This window comes from Enterobacter cloacae complex sp. I3, from assembly GCF_014896175.1.
GTDB classification, from domain to species: Bacteria; Pseudomonadota; Gammaproteobacteria; order Enterobacterales; family Enterobacteriaceae; genus Enterobacter; species Enterobacter bugandensis.
Genome location: NZ_JADBQZ010000003.1, coordinates 84,985 through 103,791 on the forward strand (window position 1 = coordinate 84,985; position 18,807 = coordinate 103,791).

Sequence of the window (18,807 nt, forward strand, 5' to 3'; positions counted from 1 at the left end):
GCGTCTCGCCCGACAGCGAGACGCGACAATATCAGTAACTGGACTGCTGGGATTTTTCAGCCTGGATACGCTGGTAGATCTCTTCACGGTGGACAGATACTTCTTTAGGAGCGTTAACACCAATACGTACCTGGTTACCCTTTACCCCTAAAACTGTCACGGTGACCTCATCCCCAATCATGAGGGTCTCACCAACTCGACGAGTCAGAATCAGCATTCTTTGCTCCTTGAAAGATTAAAAGAGTCGGGTCTCTTGTATCCCGGCATTATCCATCATATAACGCCAAAAAGTAAGCGATGACAAACACGTAAAGTGTAAGCAGTCACGGCATCACATTCTGTTAAACGTAAGTTTAGCCGATATACACAAACTCAACCTGACTTTATCGTTATCGATAGCACAGTGAACAAGACGCCATAACGTTGCCGCTATGGCGTCTGCTTGTGCTTTGTAGTTATTACAGTTTCGCGCTTACCCAGCTTTCAACGCTGGCTAATGCCGCAGGAAGTGCCGCCGCATCCGTACCACCGGCTTGCGCCATGTCCGGACGACCGCCACCCTTGCCGCCCACCTGCTGAGCGACCATACCAATCAGTTCCCCTGCTTTAACGCGGTCGGTCACATCCTTAGAGACGCCCGCAATCAGAGAAACCTTACCTTCTGCCACTGTCGCCAGCACGATAACGGTAGAACCAAGCTGGTTCTTGAGATCGTCGACCATAGTACGCAGCATCTTAGGCTCAACGCCCGCCAGATCGCTGACCAGCAGTTTGACGCCCTTAATGTCTACAGCCTTGCTGGAGAGGTTTGCACTCTCCTGCGCCGCAGCCTGCTCTTTCAGCTGCTGCAGCTCTTTTTCCAGCTGACGCGTGCGATCCAGCGCAACGCGCACTTTCTCGCCCAGATTCTGGCTATCGCCTTTCAGCAGCTGCGCGATGTCGTGCAGCTGATCGCTCTGCGCATGCAGACTGGCGATTGCGCCTTCACCGGTCACCGCTTCAATACGACGCACACCTGCAGCCGTACCGGATTCGGAAACAATGCGGAACAGGCCGATGTCACCGGTGCGCGAGGCGTGAGTACCGCCGCACAGTTCGGTAGAGAAGTCGCCCATGCTCAGCACGCGAACGCGCTCGTCATATTTCTCGCCAAACAGCGCCATCGCACCTTTTTTCTTCGCGTCCTCAAGATCCATGATGTGGGTCTCAATTGGCAGGTTACGACGGATCTGCGCGTTCACCAGGTCTTCCACCGCGCGAATTTCAGACGGCTTCATCGCTTCAAAATGCGAGAAGTCGAAGCGCAGCACTTTATCGTTTACCAGAGAACCTTTCTGTGCAACGTGGGTACCCAGCACGTCGCGCAGGGCTGCGTGCATCAGGTGGGTTGCAGAGTGGTTCAGACGAATGCGCGCACGGCGTGCTTCATCAACGTTAGCCTGTACGCCCTCGCCCACTTTCAGAGAACCGGATACCAGTTTGCCCTGGTGACCGATCGCCTGACCGTATTTCTGGGTGTCGCTGACGCTGAAGCTAAAACCGTTGCCTTTCAGTTCGCCTTTATCGCCAACCTGACCGCCGGATTCCGCATAGAACGGCGTTTTGTCCAGAATGACGACGGCTTCCTGACCCGCGCTGATGCTGTCTACGGCTTTACCGTCAACAAACAGGGCGGTCACTTTGCCGGTCAGTTCCAGCGCTTCATAACCTTTGAATTCAGACGCGCTATCAACGCGGATCATCGCGTTGTAGTCTGCACCGAAACCGCTGGACTCACGCGCACGACGACGCTGCTCTTCCATCGCGGCTTCAAAGCCTGCTTCATCAACTTTGATGTTGCGCTCGCGGCAAACGTCCGCCGTCAGGTCAACCGGAAAGCCGTAGGTGTCGTACAGGCGGAAAGCGGTTTCGCCATCCAGCGTGTCGCCCTTAAGCTTCGCCAGTTCTTCGTCCAGCAGCGCCAGACCGCGCTCCAGCGTACGAGCGAACTGCTCTTCTTCGGTTTTCAGAACCTGCTCAACCTGCGCCTGCTGGCGTTTCAGCTCGTCGCCGGCTGACCCCATCACGCCAATCAGTGGCCCAACGAGTTTATAGAAGAAGGTGTCCTTCGCGCCCAGCATGTTGCCGTGACGGATCGCACGGCGAATGATACGACGCAGCACGTAGCCACGGTTTTCATTCGACGGAATAACGCCGTCGGCAATCAGGAACGCACAGGAACGAATATGGTCTGCGATAACGCGCAGCGATTTGTTGTTCAGATCGGTCGCGCCGGTAACGTTCGCAACGGCTTTGATCAGAGTGCTGAACAGGTCAATCTCGTAGTTGGAGTTAACGTGCTGCAGAACCGCGGCGATACGCTCCAGGCCCATACCGGTATCAACGGATGGCTTCGGCAGCGGCTCCATAGTGCCGTCAGCCTGGCGGTTGAACTGCATGAAGACGATGTTCCAGATCTCAATATAGCGATCGCCGTCTTCTTCCGGGCTGCCTGGAGGGCCGCCCCAGATATGGTCGCCGTGATCGTAGAAGATCTCGGTGCACGGACCGCAAGGACCGGTGTCGCCCATCTGCCAGAAGTTATCAGACGCATATGGCGCGCCTTTGTTATCACCGATGCGAATAATACGCTCGCGCGGGATACCCACTTCTTTTTCCCAGATTTCGAACGCTTCGTCATCGGTTTCGTAGACGGTCACCCACAGACGCTCTTTCGGCAGGTTGAACCAGTTTTCACCGGTCAGCAGCTCCCATGCGTATTGAATGGCATCATGTTTGAAGTAGTCGCCGAAGCTGAAGTTACCCAGCATTTCGAAGAAGGTGTGGTGGCGCGCGGTGTAACCGACGTTTTCCAGGTCGTTGTGTTTACCGCCCGCACGCACGCAACGCTGTGAGGTTGTGGCGCGGGAATAATTACGCTTGTCGAGACCAAGGAACACATCCTTGAACTGGTTCATCCCGGCGTTGGTAAACAGCAGAGTCGGGTCGTTGTTCGGTACCAGGGAGCTGCTGGCAACAACCTGGTGTCCCTTACTATGGAAAAAATCGAGAAACGCCTGACGGATCTCAGCGGTGCTCTTGCTCATAATTATCCTGAAATCAAGCTAACGAAATGTCGTAGCCAGCCTGTATCGGTAAACCGTTGGACGGACCAGCTACTGGAAAAAGTGGGAATAAGATAAGTTTTCTTTAGTGGGAAGTAAAATCCCGCATGCGTTCAATCGGCAAAATTACGCCAGATATCCTGAATATCTTCCATCAGAAAGCCGCGGTAGAGCAAAAAGCGCTGGATTTTGACTTTTTCTGAAAATTCACGCGGCAGCGGTTCGCCGTACTTACGAATCGCCTGCTCTTTTGCCAGTTCGCACCAGTCGATGTCGCTTTCGCGCATCGCTTTTTCGATGGACTCCCTGGCTACCCCTTTCTGGTTCAGCTCCTGGCGGATGCGCGCGGGCCCATACCCTTTGCGACCACGGCTGGCGAGAAAACGCGAGGCAAACCGGTCATCGTCCAGGTAATGATGCTCATAGCACCAGGCCACCACGCGGTCGTAGTCTTCCGCAGTGGCATCAATCTCCTCCGGCCCGTTTTTGCTCATGACGGGCGCTGACAGCTTCCGCCGCAGCTCCTGTTCACTGTGGTCGCGCACGGCGAGAATGCGTACCGCACGATCCAGCAAGCGCGCGTAGGCGGGTCGGCGTGATGTCGGTTCACTCATAAAAAACCTGCAGAATCAGAAATGCAAAAAGGGCCGCGTCAGCAGCCCTTCATTTTTACACGAGAGACTTAAAAGTCTTCGTTGGTTTCTTCAGCATCCGCGGCATCCACCACGAAATCAGGTTTGGAGTCCTGGTTGTTCAGCAGAAGCTCACGCACCTTCTTCTCAATCTCTTTCGCCGCAGCCGGGTTCTCTTTCAGCCAGGAGATAGCATTCGCTTTACCCTGACCAATCTTGTCACCGTTGTAGCTGTACCAGGCGCCCGCTTTTTCAATCAGCTTCTCTTTCACGCCCAGGTCAACCAGTTCGCCGAGGAAGTTGATACCTTCGCCGTAGAGGATCTGGAATTCAGCCTGTTTGAACGGTGCTGCGATTTTGTTCTTCACAACCTTCACGCGGGTTTCGCTACCCACCACGTTCTCGCCCTCTTTCACCGCGCCGATACGGCGGATATCCAGACGGACAGAGGCGTAGAATTTCAGGGCGTTACCACCGGTGGTGGTTTCCGGGTTACCGAACATCACACCAATTTTCATACGGATCTGGTTGATGAAGATCAGCAGCGTATTGGACTGCTTCAGGTTACCGGCCAGCTTACGCATCGCCTGGCTCATCATACGTGCCGCGAGGCCCATGTGAGAGTCACCGATTTCACCTTCGATTTCCGCTTTTGGCGTCAGCGCCGCAACGGAGTCGACGATGATCACGTCAACCGCACCGGAACGTGCCAGCGCGTCACAAATTTCCAGCGCCTGCTCGCCGGTGTCCGGCTGGGAACACAGCAGGTTGTCGATATCAACGCCCAGCTTACGGGCATAGACCGGGTCCAGCGCGTGCTCGGCATCGATAAACGCACAGGTTTTACCTTCGCGCTGCGCCGCTGCAACAACCTGCAGGGTCAGCGTCGTTTTACCTGAGGATTCCGGACCGTAGATTTCTACGATACGCCCCATCGGCAAACCGCCCGCGCCCAGTGCGATATCCAGAGAAAGCGAACCGGTGGAGATAGTTTCCACATCCATGGAACGGTCTTCACCCAGGCGCATGATGGAGCCTTTACCGAATTGCTTTTCGATCTGGCCCAGTGCTGCCGCCAACGCTTTCTGTTTGTTTTCGTCGATAGCCATTATTACTCCTGTCATGCCGGGAGAAGCAACTGCGCTTCACCATGGACTTCTGTTCTGTTGGTGCAATTATACTGTATAGTCATACAGTATCAAGTATTTTGTAGAAATTGTTGCCAGAGCGTTTTTAACGCATAAACGGTAGCCTGACGACGCACGCTTTCGCGATCGCCGCTGAAGCACTCCCGGCGGGTGATCCCTTCCCCTTTGGACGTGGCAAACCCGAACCAGACGGTGCCGACAGGCTTCACGTCGCTGCCGCCGTCCGGCCCAGCGATGCCGCTGATGGAAATGGCGTAATCTGCCCGCGCCTCTTTCAGCGCGCCAATGGCCATTTCAATGACAACCGGTTCGCTGACCGCGCCATGCTGTTCCAGCGTGGCTTCGCGCACGCCAATCATCTGCGCCTTAGCTTCGTTACTGTAGGTCACAAAGCCACGTTCAAACCAGGCGGAACTGCCGGCGATATCGGTAATCGCTTTCGCCACCCAGCCGCCGGTGCAGGATTCCGCGGTGGTAATAGTCGCGCCACGCTGCTTCAGGGCAAGGCCAACGATCTCGCTTAGCTGCATCAATTCATGGTCAGTCATTCTTGCTCCAGGCTTGAGAAAAACGTGCAGCACAAGATAGCACTTTCTCGTCAGATATGGGGATGCGCTTCAGGTTTTACGAGGGGGCTTCAGAAAAAAGCCGGTGCGGGCGCACCGGCTGTAAAAATATTATTTCATGCTGTTCGCAAGCGTATCGACATTATGGCGAAACGCCTTAACGTAGGTGTCTGCTGCTCCACCTTTTGCCGACAAGGCTTCCGGGTAAAGTTCGCCGCCCGGCTGTGCGCCCGTCGCCGACGCAATCTGCTTCACCAGACGCGGGTCGAGCTGGTTTTCCATAAACCACGTTTTCACGCCGTCGGCTTTAATCTGCTTGATAATCTCCGCCACCTGCGACGCGCTGGCCTCGCTCTCTGAAGAGAGTCCTTGAGGTGCCATGAAGGTTACGCCGTAAGCGCGGCCAAAATAACCAAACGCGTCATGGCTGGTCAGCACTTTGCGCTTTTCCTGCGGGATCTGGCTAAAGCGCGTTTTGGCCCAGCTGTCCAGTTGGGTCAGTTGCGCAATGTATGGTTTTCCTGAAGCCTCCAGCGCCGCTTTGTCTTCCGGATCGGCTTTCACCAGCCCGTTCAGAATATTTTGCGCATACAGCGCACCGTTCGCCGCGCTGTTCCAGGCGTGCGGATCGGTCACGGTCTTTCCATCTTCCTCAAGCGTGTGGGTTTTCACCCCGTTTGAGGCAACGACCAGCTGGCCTTTGAACCCGGAGGCTTTCACCAGGCGGTCGAGCCAGCCTTCCAGCCCTAAACCGTTGACCACGACCACGTCAGCCTTGCTCAGCGCTGCGCTGTCCTTAGGCGACGGTTCGAAGGTATGGGGATCGCCGTCCGGCCCCACCAACGTCGTCACGTTTACACGATCGCCCCCCACCTCCTGCGCGATATCCCCCAGTATCGAAAAGCTGGTGACCACATTCAGCGTTTTCGCCATCACGCTATGCGACATCATCCCCAGCGCCAGCGCCATGATTAATCCTGTACTTTTCATCGTTTCCCCTTGCGTTAAAAAAGCGCCCGCAGGCTGCCAGACAGCCTGCTGCGCGTGCCAAATAAAACGGAAATAAAGAACAGCGCGCTGGCGGTCAGCACAATAGATGGCCCCGCGGGTAAACTTGCCGCCCAGGAGAGGCTTAGCCCCAGCCACGCGCAGAAAATACCGCTGATACCGGCCATCAGGAGTAATCCAGGTAAGGTGCGTACCCAACAGCGCGCCGCCACCGCCGGGAGCATCATCAGCCCGACGGCCATCAGCGTGCCGAGCACCTGAAAACCGGCCACCAGGTTCAGGACCAGCAGCGCCAGAAACAGACCGTGCAATAAGCCTGGTAGCCAGCGGGCATTCACCTGCAGCCAGGCGGTGTCAAACGCCTCCGTCACCAGCCCGCGGTAAAAAAGGGCCAGCGTGATAAGGGTGAAGATGCACACGCCGGTCACAAACAGCGCGGCGTCGTTGTCCACCGCGAGGATTGAGCCAAACAGCAGATGCAGCAAATCGACATTCGAGCCGCGCAGAGATACCAGCGTGACGCCCAGCGCCAGTGACCCCAGGTAAAAACCGGCAAAGCTGGCATCCTCTTTCAGCGGCGTGCGGCGGCTGACCAGCCCGGCCACCAGCGCAACGGCAATCCCGGCGATAAACCCGCCGACGGTCATAGCCAACAGCGACATCCCGCTGAGCAAATACCCCACGGCGACGCCGGGCAAAATGGCGTGAGAAAGCGCATCGCCCATCAGGCTCATCCGGCGCAGCTGAAGAAACACGCCGAGCGCGGTGGTGCTGACGGAGAGCGCCAGGCAAACCACCAGCGCGCGGCGCATAAAGCCGAATTCGATAAACGGCTGGAAGAATGTGTGCCAGATCATGCCACCCTCACCCGTTCGGTTTTCCACTGGGGGGCGTCAGTATCCAGCCGCAGCGTCTGCGGGAAGTGGCGCGCCACGCGCTCGCTGTCGTGCAGTACCGCGAGCAGCGTTTGCCCCTGCATATACATCTCCAGCATCAGGTCCATCAGCACGTTGCAGGTCGCTTCATCAACGCCGGTGAAGGGCTCGTCGAGCATCACCAGCGGCGCCTGCTGTACTAACACGCGGGCAAAAAGCATGCGCTGAAACTGGCCGCCGGAGAGTTCATCAATGGTGGAGAGCGCCATCGACTCCAGCCCCACGCGCTCAAGTGCACCACTAATGCGCAGACGCGCTTCGCGACGAAAACCGGCGAAAAGCGAAATTCCGGGCCAGCAGCCCATGCTCACCACGTCCTGGACGGTCAGCGGAAATTGCGCTTCCAGCGCGTGACGCTGCGCCAGCCATCCGATTACCGGTCGTCTACCCTGCCAGTGAAATCTGCCGCTGACGGGCGGAATAAATCTGGCGAGGGTTTTCAGCAGCGTGGATTTGCCGCAGCCGTTGGCGCCGATAATCGCGGTCATGCTGCCGCGTTCAATCAAGCCCGAAAGCGGACGCGTGACGGGCTGGCGGTCGTAGCCCGCAACCAGTGCGTTCATCACGATCATGGCAGCGCCACCGCCCAGCGCACGGCCAGCCCGAGAAAAAGAATGAGCACCATCGCCAGCAGCAGCCGAACCGGGGATGAGAGAGAAAACAGGGACATGGATATTTCAACTCAAAAATAATGTTATAACATAACAATAATGAAAGGCGATGAAGATGTAAACGGCGGGAATGAAATGGGAGTGTGGCGAAATGTTTCTGCGGGAAAGAGGTGCGCGCGGGTGCCCTCTCCCACAGGGAGAGGGCGGAAAAAGGCGAGTTACTGACTAAACGGCGACGCCGCCGGGACGCGAGCCTGCGATACCGCCAGCCCCAGTTGCCACACCGCCATCGCATAGTGGGTGCTATGGTTGTAGCGGGTGATGGTGTAGAAGTTCGGCATGCCGTACCAGTACTGGTAGCCGGTTCCCACGTCCAGACGCAGCAGGCTCACCTGGTCAACGTTGCCCAGCGGCTGGGTTGGCGTTAAGCCTGCCGCCGTCAGCTGCGCAACGCTGTATTTGGTTTTAAAGCCGTTTTCCAGACCAAACGCTTCGCCGTTCGCCTGCACGGCAACCTGGCCGCCCGGCGTCCAGCCGTGCGCTTTGAAGTAGTTCGCCACGCTGCCGATGGCATCCACCGGATCCCACAGGTTAATGTGACCATCCCCGTTAAAGTCGACGGCATACTGCTTATAGGAGGACGGCATAAACTGGCCGTAGCCCATCGCGCCGGCAAATGACCCTTTCAGATCGAGCGGATCGTCCTGCTCGTTGCGCGCCATCAGCAGGAAGGTTTCCAGCTCGGAAGAGAAATACTCCGCGCGGCGCGGGTAGTTAAAGGAGAGCGTCGCCAGTGCGTCGAGGATGCGGGTTTTGCCCATCACGCGCCCCCAGCGGGTCTCTACACCGATAATCCCGACGATGATTTCCGGCGGCACGCCGTAAACCTGCCACGCGCGGTTGAGCGCATCTTCATACTGGTTCCAGAACGCCACGCCGTTTTGCACGTTGTCCGGGGTAATAAACTGTTTGCGGTAGCGCAGCCATGCGCCGTTCGGCCCGCTCGGCACCTGGGCGGATGGTGCCTGCCTGTCCATCAGGCGCAGAACGTAGTCCAGACGCTTCGCCTGAGACAAAATTTCATGCAGCTGCTGGCGGTCGAAACCGTGTTTGCTCACCATTTTATCGATGAACTGCTCGGCCGCCGGGTTATTCGCGAAGTCGCCTCCCATCTGCATCATATTGTGCTGCGGCTCCAGCAGGAATCCCCCGGAAGGCGCGCCCGCCGTTTGCTGAACGGCTTCGGTCTTAGGTTTGCTGCTACAGGCAGACAGCAGGATAAGCGCAGGCAACAGCGCTGCATAACGACGCTTGAACATGAGACATCCATTTAACGGGTTCGATAAGAACCCAGTATGGTAAAGCATCCGCAACACCTCAAGGAAGCGGTACGCGCCTCCACAACGCAAATCCGCGCTTTTTTCCACCGAAAATCATTCACCTCATCAATTAACTTTCAAAATAATACATTTTTCTTTCATTGTGAGATCTAACTAACACTTTAAAACCTTTCAAAGTGATTATTATTAGCCGCAGTTATACAAAAACAAAAAAGCCCCACAGGAGAGAAGAATGATAGAGACCATCACCCACGGCGCCGAGTGGTTCATCGGGCTGTTTCAGAAAGGCGGAGAAGTGTTCACCGGCATGGTGACCGGGATCCTGCCCCTGCTGATCAGCCTGCTGGTGATCATGAACGCGCTGATCAACTTTATCGGCCAGCAGCGCATCGAACGCTTTGCCCAGCGCTGCGCCGGTAACCCGCTGTCCCGCTACCTGATATTGCCATTCATCGGCACCTTTGTTTTCTGTAACCCGATGACCTTAAGCCTCGGCCGCTTTATGCCGGAAAAGTACAAGCCGAGCTACTACGCCGCCGCCTCCTACAGCTGCCACTCGATGAACGGCCTGTTCCCGCACATCAACCCCGGAGAGCTGTTTGTCTACCTCGGGATCGCCAGCGGCCTGACCACGCTTGGCCTGCCGCTCGGCCCGCTGGCGGTGAGCTACCTGCTGGTTGGCCTGGTGACCAACTTCTTCCGCGGCTGGGTGACTGACCTCACCACCGCTATTTTCGAGAAAAAAATGGGCATCCAGCTTGAACAGAAGGTCCATCTTTCAGGAGCGACAGCATGAACCGGATCCGCATTGAGAAAGGCACGGGCGGCTGGGGCGGCCCGCTGGAGTTCGACGCCACCGAAGGCAAAAAGATCGTCTACATCACCGCGGGCACGCGCCCGGCGATTGTCGACAAGCTGCGCGAGCTGACCGGCTGGGAAGCGGTTGACGGCTTTAAAGAGGGCGAGCCGCCGGAAGCGGACATCGGCGTGGCGGTGATTGACTGCGGCGGCACGCTGCGCTGCGGCATCTATCCGAAGCGCCGCATTCCGACGGTGAATATTCACTCCACCGGGAAATCCGGCCCGCTGGCGCAGTACATCCTTGAGGACATTTATGTCTCGGGCGTGAAGGAGGACAACATCACTCTGGTGAATGGCACTGCCGCGCCGCAAAAAGCAGCCCCGCGCGAGTACGACACCAGCAAGAAGATCACCGAGCAGAGCGACGGCCTGCTGGCAAAGGTCGGGATGGGCATGGGCTCCGCCGTGGCGGTGCTGTTCCAGTCCGGGCGCGACACTATCGATACGGTGCTGAAAACGATTCTGCCGTTTATGGCGTTCGTCTCGGCGCTGATCGGCATCATCATGGCGTCCGGTCTGGGCGACTGGATTGCCCACGGCCTCGCCCCGCTCGCCAGCCACCCGCTCGGGCTGGTGACGCTGGCGCTGATCTGCTCCTTCCCGCTGCTGTCGCCGTTCCTCGGCCCGGGCGCGGTGATTGCCCAGGTCATCGGCGTGCTGATAGGGGTGCAGATTGGTCTGGGCAACATTCCCCCGCACCTCGCCCTGCCCGCCCTGTTTGCCATTAACGCCCAGGCGGCGTGCGACTTCATCCCCGTGGGGCTGTCGCTGGCCGAAGCGCGCCAGGACACCGTGCGCGTGGGCGTGCCGTCCGTGCTGGTGAGCCGCTTCCTGACGGGCGCGCCGACGGTGCTGATCGCCTGGTTTGTCTCCGGCTTTATCTATCAATAAGAGGTTCCTGCAATGAACGTCATTTACCAGACCACCATTACCCGCATCGGCCAGAGCGCAGCGGACGCGCTGAGCGACCAGATGCTGATCACCTTCCGCGAAGGCGCTCCGGCGGATATCGAAGAGTTTTGCTTTATCCACTGCCACGGCGAACTGAACGGCGAGCTGAAGGCCGGAAGCCAGCTGGAGCTGGGCGAGGCGCGCTATGCCGTCACCGCCGTCGGCGACGTGGCCGAACAAAACCTGCGCGAGCTCGGCCACATCACCCTGCGCTTCGACGGCCAGCCGCAGGCGGAATACCCCGGTACGGTTCACGTGGATGGCCCGGTTCCGCAGTCTGTCACCCCAGGCTGCACGTTAAAATTTGTTGCGTAATTAAGGAGAGTCACATGAGTCAGGTTGCCGTTGTCATTGGTGGGGGACAAACCTTAGGCGAGTTCCTCTGCCGTGGGCTTGCCGCAGAGGGCTACCGCGTGGCGGTAGTGGACATTCAGAGTGAAAAAGCCGCCCGCGTGGCGGACACCATTAACACCGAGTTTGGCGAAGGGATGGCATACGGGTTTGGTGCCGACGCCACCAGCGAGCAGAGCGTGATGGCGCTGGCCCGCGGCGTGGACGAGATTTTTGGGCGCACCGATCTGCTGGTCTACAGCGCGGGAATTGCGAAAGCGGCGTTTATCAGCGATTTCGAGCTGGGGGATTTTGACCGTTCGCTGCAGGTGAATCTGGTGGGCTATTTCCTTTGCGCCCGCGAGTTTTCCCGCCTGATGATCCGCGACGGCATTCAGGGACGCATCATTCAGATCAACTCAAAATCCGGGAAAGTGGGCAGCAAGCACAACTCCGGGTACAGCGCGGCGAAGTTTGGCGGCGTGGGGCTGACGCAGTCCCTGGCGTTGGATCTGGCCGAATACGGGATTACCGTGCACTCGCTGATGCTGGGCAACCTGCTGAAATCGCCGATGTTCCAGTCCCTGCTGCCGCAGTACGCCACCAAGCTCGGCATCAAGGCTGAGGAAGTGGAGCAGTACTACATCGATAAAGTGCCGCTGAAGCGCGGGTGTGACTATCAGGACGTGCTGAACATGCTGCTGTTTTACGCCAGTCCGAAAGCGTCGTACTGCACCGGGCAGTCGATTAACGTGACCGGTGGGCAGGTGATGTTCTGATCGAGCGGCCTGATGCCCTCACCCTAACCCTCTCCCACCGGGAGAGGGAACAAAACAAGGAGTCGATATGGTAACCGCACTCATCACCGTCGCCGCCCTCGCCTGGCTGTGCCAGATGGCGTTTGGCGGCTGGCAGATCCACCAGTTTAACCGCGCGTTTGATGCGCTGTGTCAGAAGGGCCGCGTCGGCGTCGGGCGTTCCGGCGGACGCTTTAAACCGCGCGTGGTCGTCGCCGTAGCACTGGACGAGCACGACCGGGTGTGCGATTCCCTCCTCATGCGTGGCATGACGGTATTTGCCCGTCCGGCCAAAATCCAGGCAATCAACGGCCTCTTGTTACAGGAATTGCAGCCTGATGTGATCTTTCCCCATGATCCACTCTGTCAGAATGCACTATCATTAGCGCTCAATCTGAAACATGGATAATTTCGTTGTGAAAGTTATAGACTTGCGAAATTATCATTTCGCAACCTAAGGAACGAAGCGCCTATGAAACCACGTCAGCGGCAGGCGGCCATTCTCGAGCATCTACAAAAGCAGGGAAAATGCTCGGTAGAGGATCTGGCCCACTACTTTGACACCACCGGCACGACAATACGCAAGGACCTGGTATTGCTCGAAAACTCTGGCGCCGTTATTCGCACCTATGGCGGCGTGGTGCTCAACAAGGACGAAGCGGACCCGCCAATCGATCACAAAACGCTGATCAATACTCACCAGAAAGCGCTGATTGCCGAAGCCGCCGTCAAATTTATCCAGGACGGCGATTCCATCATCCTCGACGCAGGCAGTACCGTCCTGCAGATGATCCCCCTGCTCAGCCGCTTTAACAACATCACGGTGATGACCAACAGCCTGCACATCGTCAACGCGCTGTCCGAGTTCGACAGCGAGCAGACCATCCTGATGCCCGGCGGCACCTTCCGCAAAAAATCGGCGTCCTTTCACGGCCAGCTGGCGGAGAACGCTTTCGACCACTTCAGCTTCGATAAACTGTTTATGGGCACGGACGGCATCGACCTTAACGCAGGCGTCACAACGTTTAACGAGGTGTTCAGCGTCAGCAAAGCCATGTGCAACGCCGCGCGGGAAGTGATTTTAATGGCCGACTCGTCGAAGTTTGGCCGCAAAAGCCCCAATATTGTCTGTAGCCTCGAAAGCGTTGATAAGCTGATTACCGACGCGGGTATCGATCCGGCGTTCAAAAAAGCGCTGGAAGAGAAAGGGATCGACGTGATCGTAACCGGAGAAAGAGATGAGTGATTTTCTGTTAGAAACGGGCCGCCAGACGCTGATGCTGGAGCTGCAGGAAGCCAGCCGCCTGCCGGAACGTCTGGGCGAGGATTTTGTCCGCGCCGCCAATACCATTATCCACTGCGAAGGCAAAGTGATTGTGGCGGGCATCGGTAAATCCGGCCATATCGGCAAGAAGATTGCCGCGACGCTCGCCAGCACCGGTACCCCGGCGTTCTTCGTGCATCCGGCAGAGGCGCTGCACGGCGATCTCGGGATGATCGAAAGCCGCGACGTGATGCTGTTTATCTCTTACTCCGGTTCGGCCAAAGAGCTGGATCTGATTATTCCGCGCCTGCAGGAAAAATCGGTCGCCCTGCTGGCGATGACCGGGAAACCCCGCTCGCCGCTGGCGCTGGCCGCCAAAGCGACGCTGGATATTTCCGTTGAGCGTGAAGCCTGCCCGATGCACCTCGCCCCGACCTCCAGCACCGTTAACACCCTGATGATGGGCGACGCGCTGGCGATGGCGGTAATGCAGGCGCGCGGATTCAATGAGGAAGATTTTGCCCGTTCGCATCCGGCAGGTGCGCTCGGCGCGCGACTGCTCAACAAGGTTCACCATCTGATGCGCACTGACGATGCCATTCCGCAGGTCAAACTCGATACCAGCGTGATGGACGCGATGCTGGAGCTGAGCCGCACCGGTCTGGGGCTGGTGGCGGTATGCGATGACGGCGGAAACGTGAAGGGCGTCTTCACCGACGGCGACCTGCGCCGCTGGCTGGTGGGCGGCGGCAGGCTGGAAACAAACGTGTCTGACGCCATGACCAAAGGCGGGCTGACGCTCAACGCCGACAGCCGCGCCATTGAAGCCAAAGAGGTGCTGATGAAGCGCAAAATCACCGCCGCACCGGTGGTGGACGAGCACGGCAGGCTGTGCGGCGCTATCAACCTGCAGGACTTCTACCAGGCCGGGATTATTTAACCCTTCAGCCCAAGACGCTTCGCCAGCCGGTGCAGGTTGGCGACGTCCATCTCCAGCGCCCGCGCGCACGCCGCCCAGCTGCGGTTATTCTGCTCCAGCGCGCGGGTAATCATCTGACGCTGAAACTCTTCCGTCGCTTCGCGCAGGTTTTCGATTGCGCTCTCAGGCACAGCAGGCTTCACGGTCGGAGCATTTTCCTCATGCAGCGCAAAATGGCGCGCATGAATCACCACTTCATCCCCCGAGCGCGTCGCCCTCGCCAGCACCACCGCGCGGTGAATCGCATGCTCCAGCTCGCGCACGTTGCCCGGCCAACCGTAGCTGAGCAGATGCGCTCTCGCCCCCGGGCTAAGCACCACGCGGGACAGCCCCATTTTGAGACGGCACTGTTCGCAGAAATAACCCGCCAGCAGCACCACGTCGTCTCCGCGCTCACGCAGCGGCGGCACGGACAGCGGGAACACGCTCAGCCGATGGAACAGGTCGGCTCGGAACTGCCCGGCCAGCACCGCTTCGCGCAGATCCCGGTTGGTCGCAGCAAGGACCCGCACGTCCACCCGCAGGCTGCGGTCATCCCCCACGCGCTGGATGTCGCCGTACTGCAATACGCGCAGCAGCTTGGCCTGCAGTGAAAGGGAAAGCTCGCCAATCTCATCAAGAAACAGCGTGCCGTTATCGGCCATTTCAAACTTGCCGCTGCGGTTGCTGATGGCCCCGGTAAACGCCCCTTTGACGTGACCGAACAGCTCGCTCTCCGCCACGCTTTCCGGCAGCGCGGCGCAGTTGAGGTACACCAGCGGGTTGACCGCGCGCGGCGAAGCTTCGTGGATGGACTTCGCCACCAGCTCCTTACCGGTACCGGTCTCTCCGAAGATCAGCACGTTCAGATCGGACGCGGCAACAATCTCAATCTCTTTTTTGAGCTGCGCCATGCCGGGCGAAAGGCCGATCATCTCCGTATGCGCCACCTGCTCAAACGCCGCCGGGCTGCCGGGAAGAATATTCTGGCTCTCCAGCTGCTCTATCAGCAGTGCATTGTTCAGCGCCCCGGCGGCCAGCGCGGCAATCAGCCGTAGCTCTTCGTCGCTGAAGGTGTCGAACTGATCCGGCGACATCCCGTCGAGGGTTAATGCGCCAATCAAATTCTGCCCGGCGAACAGCGGCAGGCCAATACAGGCGTGCACCTTCAGGCTCTCCTGCCCCGGAATCAGGCCGTCGTACGGATCGGGCAGATCGCTGTCTGCCGGGAAACGCACCACGTCGCCCGCGCGGGCAATGGTTTCCAGACGCGGGTGGCCCTCCAGCGTAAAGCGCCGCCCGAGTACGTCCTTCGCCAGGCCGTCGATAGCCAGCGGAATAAACTGCCGCCCTTCGTAACGCAGCAGCGCCGACGCATCGCAATCCAGCACGTGGCGCAGCGTGGAGATCAGGCGCTGAAAGCGGTCCTGATGGCCGATACCGGTTTGCAGCTCAATGGCGATCTTCGCCAGGACGTCTACGGAAAAGCTCATGTCTGCCTCACTGTCATTTTGACAATACATAATGTCATATTGACTCTTTTTAGGATAGTCATAATGACTACTCATTACGGGGCATTAAATCACATCCCATTGAATATCAATAGTTTAAAAAGTTGGCATGCAACTTGATATAAGCAAACCATCTTCTTTAAAAACGCTGTATTAAGTTGAGGTTGCTATGTCTATTCTGGTTAAAAAAAACATTCATTGGGTGGGTCAACGTGACTGGGAAGTGCGCGATTTCCACGGGACGGAATACAAAACGCTGCGCGGCAGCAGCTACAACAGCTATCTCATCCGCGAAGGTAAAAACGTTCTGATCGATACCGTCGATCACAAATTCAGCCGTGAGTTCGTGCAGAACCTGCGCGGTGAAATCGACCTGAATGACATCGACTACATCATCATCAACCATGCGGAAGAGGACCACGCCGGGGCGCTGACCGAACTGATGTCCCACATTCCGGATACCCCAATCTACTGCACCACCAACGCCATTGATTCAATTAACGGCCACCACCATCATCCGGAGTGGAACTTCCACACCGTAAAAACCGGCGACACGCTGGATATCGGCAACGGCAAGCAGCTGATCTTCGTCGAAACCCCGATGCTGCACTGGCCGGACAGCATGATGACCTACATGACCGGCGACGCGGTGCTGTTCAGCAACGACGCCTTCGGTCAGCACTACTGCGACGAACGCCTGTTTAATGATGAAGTGGATCAGACCGAGCTGTTCGAACAGTGCCAGCGCTACTACGCCAATATCCTGACTCCGTTCAGCCGTCTGGTCACGCCAAAAATCACCGAGATCCTTGGCTTCAACCTGCCGGTAGATATGATTGCGACCTCCCACGGCGTGGTGTGGCGTGAAAACCCCACCCAGATCGTCGAGCTGTACCTGAAATGGGCCGCGGATTACCAGGAAGACCGCATCACTATCTTCTACGACACCATGTCCAACAACACCCGCATGATGGCGGACGCGATTGCCCAGGGTATCAATGAAGTTGATCCGAACGTGGCGGTGAAAATCTTCAACGTGGCGCGCAGCGATAAGAACGAGGTATTGACCAACGTCTTCCGCTCCAAGGGCGTGCTGGTGGGTACCTCCACCATGAATAACGTGATGATGCCGAAGATTGCCGGCCTGGTGGAAGAGATGACCGGCCTGCGCTTTCGTAACAAACGCGCCAGCGCCTTTGGTTCACACGGCTGGAGCGGCGGCGCGGTAGACCGTCTTTCCACCCGTTTACAGGATGCGGGTTTTGAGATGTCCATGAGCCTGAAGGCGAAATGGCGTCCGGATATCGACGCGCTGGAAATCTGCCGCCAGCATGGCCGCGACATCGCCCGTCAGTGGGCGCTCGCCCCGCTTCCTGAAGTCACCGCAAAACCTGCGGAACAGCCACAAACCTGTTCTGCGGCAGCCAGCGCCGATCTCGGTCCGCGCATGCAGTGCAGCGTCTGCCAGTGGATCTACGATCCTGAGCTTGGCGAACCGCTGCAGGATGTTGCCCCGGGCACGCCGTGGAGCGAGGTGCCGGACAACTTCCTCTGCCCGGAATGCTCCCTCGGCAAAGACGTCTTTGATGAACTGGCAACGGAGGCAAAATGAGCAACGGCATCGTTATCATCGGCTCGGGCTTTGCTGCCCGCCAGCTGGTGAAAAATATCCGCAAACAGGATGCAAACGTGCCGTTGACGCTGATCGCCGCCGACAGCATGGACGAGTACAACAAGCCTGATTTAAGCCACGTCATTAGCCAGAATCAGCGCGCCGATGACCTCACCCGCCAGACGGCGGGGGAGTTCGCGGAGCAGTTCAACCTGCGTCTGTTTCCGTACACCTGGGTCACCGATATCGATGCCGACGCCCACGTGGTAAAAGCGAAAGAGAAAACCTGGCAGTACGACAGGCTGGTGCTGGCGACCGGGGCATCTGCGTTTGTGCCGCCGGTTGAAGGCCGCGAGCTGATGATTACCCTCAACAGCCAGCAGGAGTATCAGGCCAGCGAAACCCGGCTACGCGATGCCGCCAGAGTGATGATTGTCGGCGGCGGGCTGATCGGCACCGAGCTGGCGATGGACTTCTGTCGGGCGGGAAAATCCGTGACCCTGGTTGACCACGCAGCGAGCATTCTGTCGGCGCTGATGCCGGCAGAAGTAAGCAGTCGCTTACAGCATCGTCTGACCGATATGGGCGTGCATCTGCTGCTGAAATCGCAGCTACAAAGCCTGAGCAAAACCGAAGGCGGTATCCGTGCCACGCTCGACCGAAGCCGCAGCGTAGAAGTGGATGCGGTGGTTGCCGCGACGGGCCTGCGCCCGGAAACCGCGCTGGCGCATCGCGCAGGGGCTGAAATAAACCGCGGCGTGAAGGTAAATAGCTACCTGCAAACCACGCGGCCGGATATTTATGCCCTGGGCGACTGCGCGGAAATTAACGGCCAGGTGCTGCCCTTCCTGCAGCCGATACAATTAAGCGCCATGTATCTGGCAAAAAACCTGCTCGGTGGCAGCGAGCCGCTGAAATTACCCGCCATGCTGGTAAAGGTCAAAACGCCGGAATTGCCGCTGCATCTTGCAGGTGAAACGCAGCGTCAGGATCTGGACTGGCAGATTGCCCTTTCGCCGCAGGGCATGGTGGCGCGCGGCACCGATGCTGACGGTCAGATACGCGCCTTTGTCGTCAGCGAAGACCGGATGAAGGAGGCCTTCGCCCTGCTGAAATCGCTACCAGCTTAACCCTCGTATTGCCGGGTAGCGCTCCGCTTACCCGGCCTACATGCAGACC

Annotated in this window: 19 protein-coding genes; 9 read left to right on the forward strand and 10 right to left on the reverse strand. The window is 58.0% G+C overall.

Annotated features, from left to right (window positions below; genetic code table 11):
* Positions 1–31: 31 nt before the first annotated feature.
* The 9 genes from csrA to mltB form a co-directional block, all read right to left on the reverse strand.
* Positions 32–217, reverse strand: coding sequence for a carbon storage regulator CsrA (gene csrA / locus IM271_RS02925; protein WP_000906486.1), 186 nt, complete (start codon positions 215–217; stop codon positions 32–34).
* Between the two features lie 241 nt (positions 218–458).
* Positions 459–3,086 (reverse strand): alanine--tRNA ligase, encoded by a 2,628-nt coding sequence (gene alaS, locus IM271_RS02930; protein WP_028014187.1) that lies wholly within the window; start codon positions 3,084–3,086, stop codon positions 459–461.
* Positions 3,087–3,217: 131 nt separating this feature from the next.
* Positions 3,218–3,718, reverse strand: a complete 501-nt coding sequence (recX, locus tag IM271_RS02935; protein WP_061097291.1) for a recombination regulator RecX — start codon at positions 3,716–3,718, stop codon at positions 3,218–3,220.
* A 68-nt stretch (positions 3,719–3,786) separates the two neighbouring features.
* Positions 3,787–4,845: a recombinase RecA gene (gene recA, locus IM271_RS02940; RefSeq protein WP_028014189.1), complete on the reverse strand. Its 1,059-nt coding sequence runs from the start codon at positions 4,843–4,845 to the stop codon at positions 3,787–3,789.
* 89 nt (positions 4,846–4,934) lie between these two features.
* Positions 4,935–5,432, reverse strand: coding sequence for a nicotinamide-nucleotide amidase (pncC, locus tag IM271_RS02945; RefSeq protein WP_028014190.1), 498 nt, complete (start codon positions 5,430–5,432; stop codon positions 4,935–4,937).
* A gap of 129 nt (positions 5,433–5,561) precedes the next feature.
* Positions 5,562–6,440: a metal ABC transporter substrate-binding protein gene (locus tag IM271_RS02950; protein ID WP_028014191.1), complete on the reverse strand. Its 879-nt coding sequence runs from the start codon at positions 6,438–6,440 to the stop codon at positions 5,562–5,564.
* Positions 6,441–6,454: 14 nt separating this feature from the next.
* Positions 6,455–7,315, reverse strand: coding sequence for a metal ABC transporter permease (locus tag IM271_RS02955; RefSeq protein WP_193052146.1), 861 nt, complete (start codon positions 7,313–7,315; stop codon positions 6,455–6,457).
* Complete coding sequence (locus tag IM271_RS02960; protein WP_193052147.1) at positions 7,312–7,965, reverse strand: metal ABC transporter ATP-binding protein; 654 nt, start codon at positions 7,963–7,965, stop codon at positions 7,312–7,314. Before IM271_RS02960 ends, IM271_RS02955 begins: the two co-directional genes overlap by 4 nt.
* A gap of 257 nt (positions 7,966–8,222) precedes the next feature.
* A complete protein-coding gene (mltB, locus tag IM271_RS02965; RefSeq protein WP_168733281.1) occupies positions 8,223–9,323 on the reverse strand; it encodes a lytic murein transglycosylase B in 1,101 nt (366 codons plus the stop codon).
* Between the two features lie 253 nt (positions 9,324–9,576).
* Here mltB and srlA point away from each other — a divergent pair, with 253 nt between their 5' ends.
* The 7 genes from srlA (at position 9,577) to gutQ (ending at position 14,487) form a co-directional block, all read left to right on the forward strand.
* Entirely contained in the window at positions 9,577–10,140 is a 564-nt protein-coding gene (gene srlA, locus IM271_RS02970) for a PTS glucitol/sorbitol transporter subunit IIC (RefSeq protein ID WP_003862164.1), read from the forward strand.
* Positions 10,137–11,096, forward strand: a complete 960-nt coding sequence (locus IM271_RS02975) for a PTS glucitol/sorbitol transporter subunit IIB (protein WP_045261264.1) — start codon at positions 10,137–10,139, stop codon at positions 11,094–11,096. The genes srlA and IM271_RS02975 overlap by 4 nt, the downstream gene beginning before the upstream one ends.
* 12 nt (positions 11,097–11,108) lie before the next feature.
* Complete coding sequence (gene srlB / locus IM271_RS02980; RefSeq protein WP_041908503.1) at positions 11,109–11,471, forward strand: PTS glucitol/sorbitol transporter subunit IIA; 363 nt, start codon at positions 11,109–11,111, stop codon at positions 11,469–11,471.
* Positions 11,472–11,485: 14 nt separating this feature from the next.
* Positions 11,486–12,265 carry a sorbitol-6-phosphate dehydrogenase gene (srlD, locus tag IM271_RS02985; RefSeq protein WP_023294411.1) on the forward strand — a complete coding sequence of 260 codons (780 nt, stop codon included), beginning with the start codon at positions 11,486–11,488 and terminating at the stop codon, positions 12,263–12,265.
* 67 nt (positions 12,266–12,332) lie between these two features.
* On the forward strand, positions 12,333–12,692 hold the full coding sequence (gene gutM / locus IM271_RS02990; protein ID WP_028014197.1) for a transcriptional regulator GutM: 360 nt from the start codon (positions 12,333–12,335) through the stop codon (positions 12,690–12,692).
* Between the two features lie 63 nt (positions 12,693–12,755).
* The gene (locus IM271_RS02995; protein ID WP_010434430.1) at positions 12,756–13,529 is read left to right on the forward strand and encodes a DNA-binding transcriptional repressor; all 774 of its coding nucleotides are present in this window, start codon (positions 12,756–12,758) and stop codon (positions 13,527–13,529) included.
* Positions 13,522–14,487 carry an arabinose-5-phosphate isomerase GutQ gene (gene gutQ, locus IM271_RS03000; protein ID WP_041908497.1) on the forward strand — a complete coding sequence of 322 codons (966 nt, stop codon included), beginning with the start codon at positions 13,522–13,524 and terminating at the stop codon, positions 14,485–14,487. Before IM271_RS02995 ends, gutQ begins: the two co-directional genes overlap by 8 nt.
* Here the strand turns inward: gutQ and norR are convergent.
* Entirely contained in the window at positions 14,484–15,998 is a 1,515-nt protein-coding gene (norR, locus tag IM271_RS03005; protein WP_048960108.1) for a nitric oxide reductase transcriptional regulator NorR, read from the reverse strand. The two genes, gutQ and norR, sit on opposite strands and share 4 nt — an antisense overlap.
* Positions 15,999–16,185: 187 nt before the next feature.
* Here norR and norV point away from each other — a divergent pair, with 187 nt between their 5' ends.
* A complete protein-coding gene (norV, locus tag IM271_RS03010; protein ID WP_193052148.1) occupies positions 16,186–17,628 on the forward strand; it encodes an anaerobic nitric oxide reductase flavorubredoxin in 1,443 nt (480 codons plus the stop codon).
* Positions 17,625–18,758 (forward strand): NADH:flavorubredoxin reductase NorW, encoded by a 1,134-nt coding sequence (gene norW, locus IM271_RS03015; protein WP_193052149.1) that lies wholly within the window; start codon positions 17,625–17,627, stop codon positions 18,756–18,758. Before norV ends, norW begins: the two co-directional genes overlap by 4 nt.
* The last annotated feature ends 49 nt before the right edge of the window (positions 18,759–18,807 follow it).

Coding starts and splice junctions, on each gene's coding strand:
- csrA (WP_000906486.1), bottom strand. CDS start 217: ATGCTGATTCTGACTCGTCGAGTTGGTGAGACCCTCATGATTGGGGAT.
- alaS (WP_028014187.1), bottom strand. CDS start 3,086: ATGAGCAAGAGCACCGCTGAGATCCGTCAGGCGTTTCTCGATTTTTTC.
- recX (WP_061097291.1), bottom strand. CDS start 3,718: ATGAGTGAACCGACATCACGCCGACCCGCCTACGCGCGCTTGCTGGAT.
- recA (WP_028014189.1), bottom strand. CDS start 4,845: ATGGCTATCGACGAAAACAAACAGAAAGCGTTGGCGGCAGCACTGGGC.
- pncC (WP_028014190.1), bottom strand. CDS start 5,432: ATGACTGACCATGAATTGATGCAGCTAAGCGAGATCGTTGGCCTTGCC.
- IM271_RS02950 (WP_028014191.1), bottom strand. CDS start 6,440: ATGAAAAGTACAGGATTAATCATGGCGCTGGCGCTGGGGATGATGTCG.
- IM271_RS02955 (WP_193052146.1), bottom strand. CDS start 7,315: ATGATCTGGCACACATTCTTCCAGCCGTTTATCGAATTCGGCTTTATG.
- IM271_RS02960 (WP_193052147.1), bottom strand. CDS start 7,965: ATGATCGTGATGAACGCACTGGTTGCGGGCTACGACCGCCAGCCCGTC.
- mltB (WP_168733281.1), bottom strand. CDS start 9,323: ATGTTCAAGCGTCGTTATGCAGCGCTGTTGCCTGCGCTTATCCTGCTG.
- srlA (WP_003862164.1), top strand. CDS start 9,577: ATGATAGAGACCATCACCCACGGCGCCGAGTGGTTCATCGGGCTGTTT.
- IM271_RS02975 (WP_045261264.1), top strand. CDS start 10,137: ATGAACCGGATCCGCATTGAGAAAGGCACGGGCGGCTGGGGCGGCCCG.
- srlB (WP_041908503.1), top strand. CDS start 11,109: ATGAACGTCATTTACCAGACCACCATTACCCGCATCGGCCAGAGCGCA.
- srlD (WP_023294411.1), top strand. CDS start 11,486: ATGAGTCAGGTTGCCGTTGTCATTGGTGGGGGACAAACCTTAGGCGAG.
- gutM (WP_028014197.1), top strand. CDS start 12,333: ATGGTAACCGCACTCATCACCGTCGCCGCCCTCGCCTGGCTGTGCCAG.
- IM271_RS02995 (WP_010434430.1), top strand. CDS start 12,756: ATGAAACCACGTCAGCGGCAGGCGGCCATTCTCGAGCATCTACAAAAG.
- gutQ (WP_041908497.1), top strand. CDS start 13,522: ATGAGTGATTTTCTGTTAGAAACGGGCCGCCAGACGCTGATGCTGGAG.
- norR (WP_048960108.1), bottom strand. CDS start 15,998: ATGAGCTTTTCCGTAGACGTCCTGGCGAAGATCGCCATTGAGCTGCAA.
- norV (WP_193052148.1), top strand. CDS start 16,186: ATGTCTATTCTGGTTAAAAAAAACATTCATTGGGTGGGTCAACGTGAC.
- norW (WP_193052149.1), top strand. CDS start 17,625: ATGAGCAACGGCATCGTTATCATCGGCTCGGGCTTTGCTGCCCGCCAG.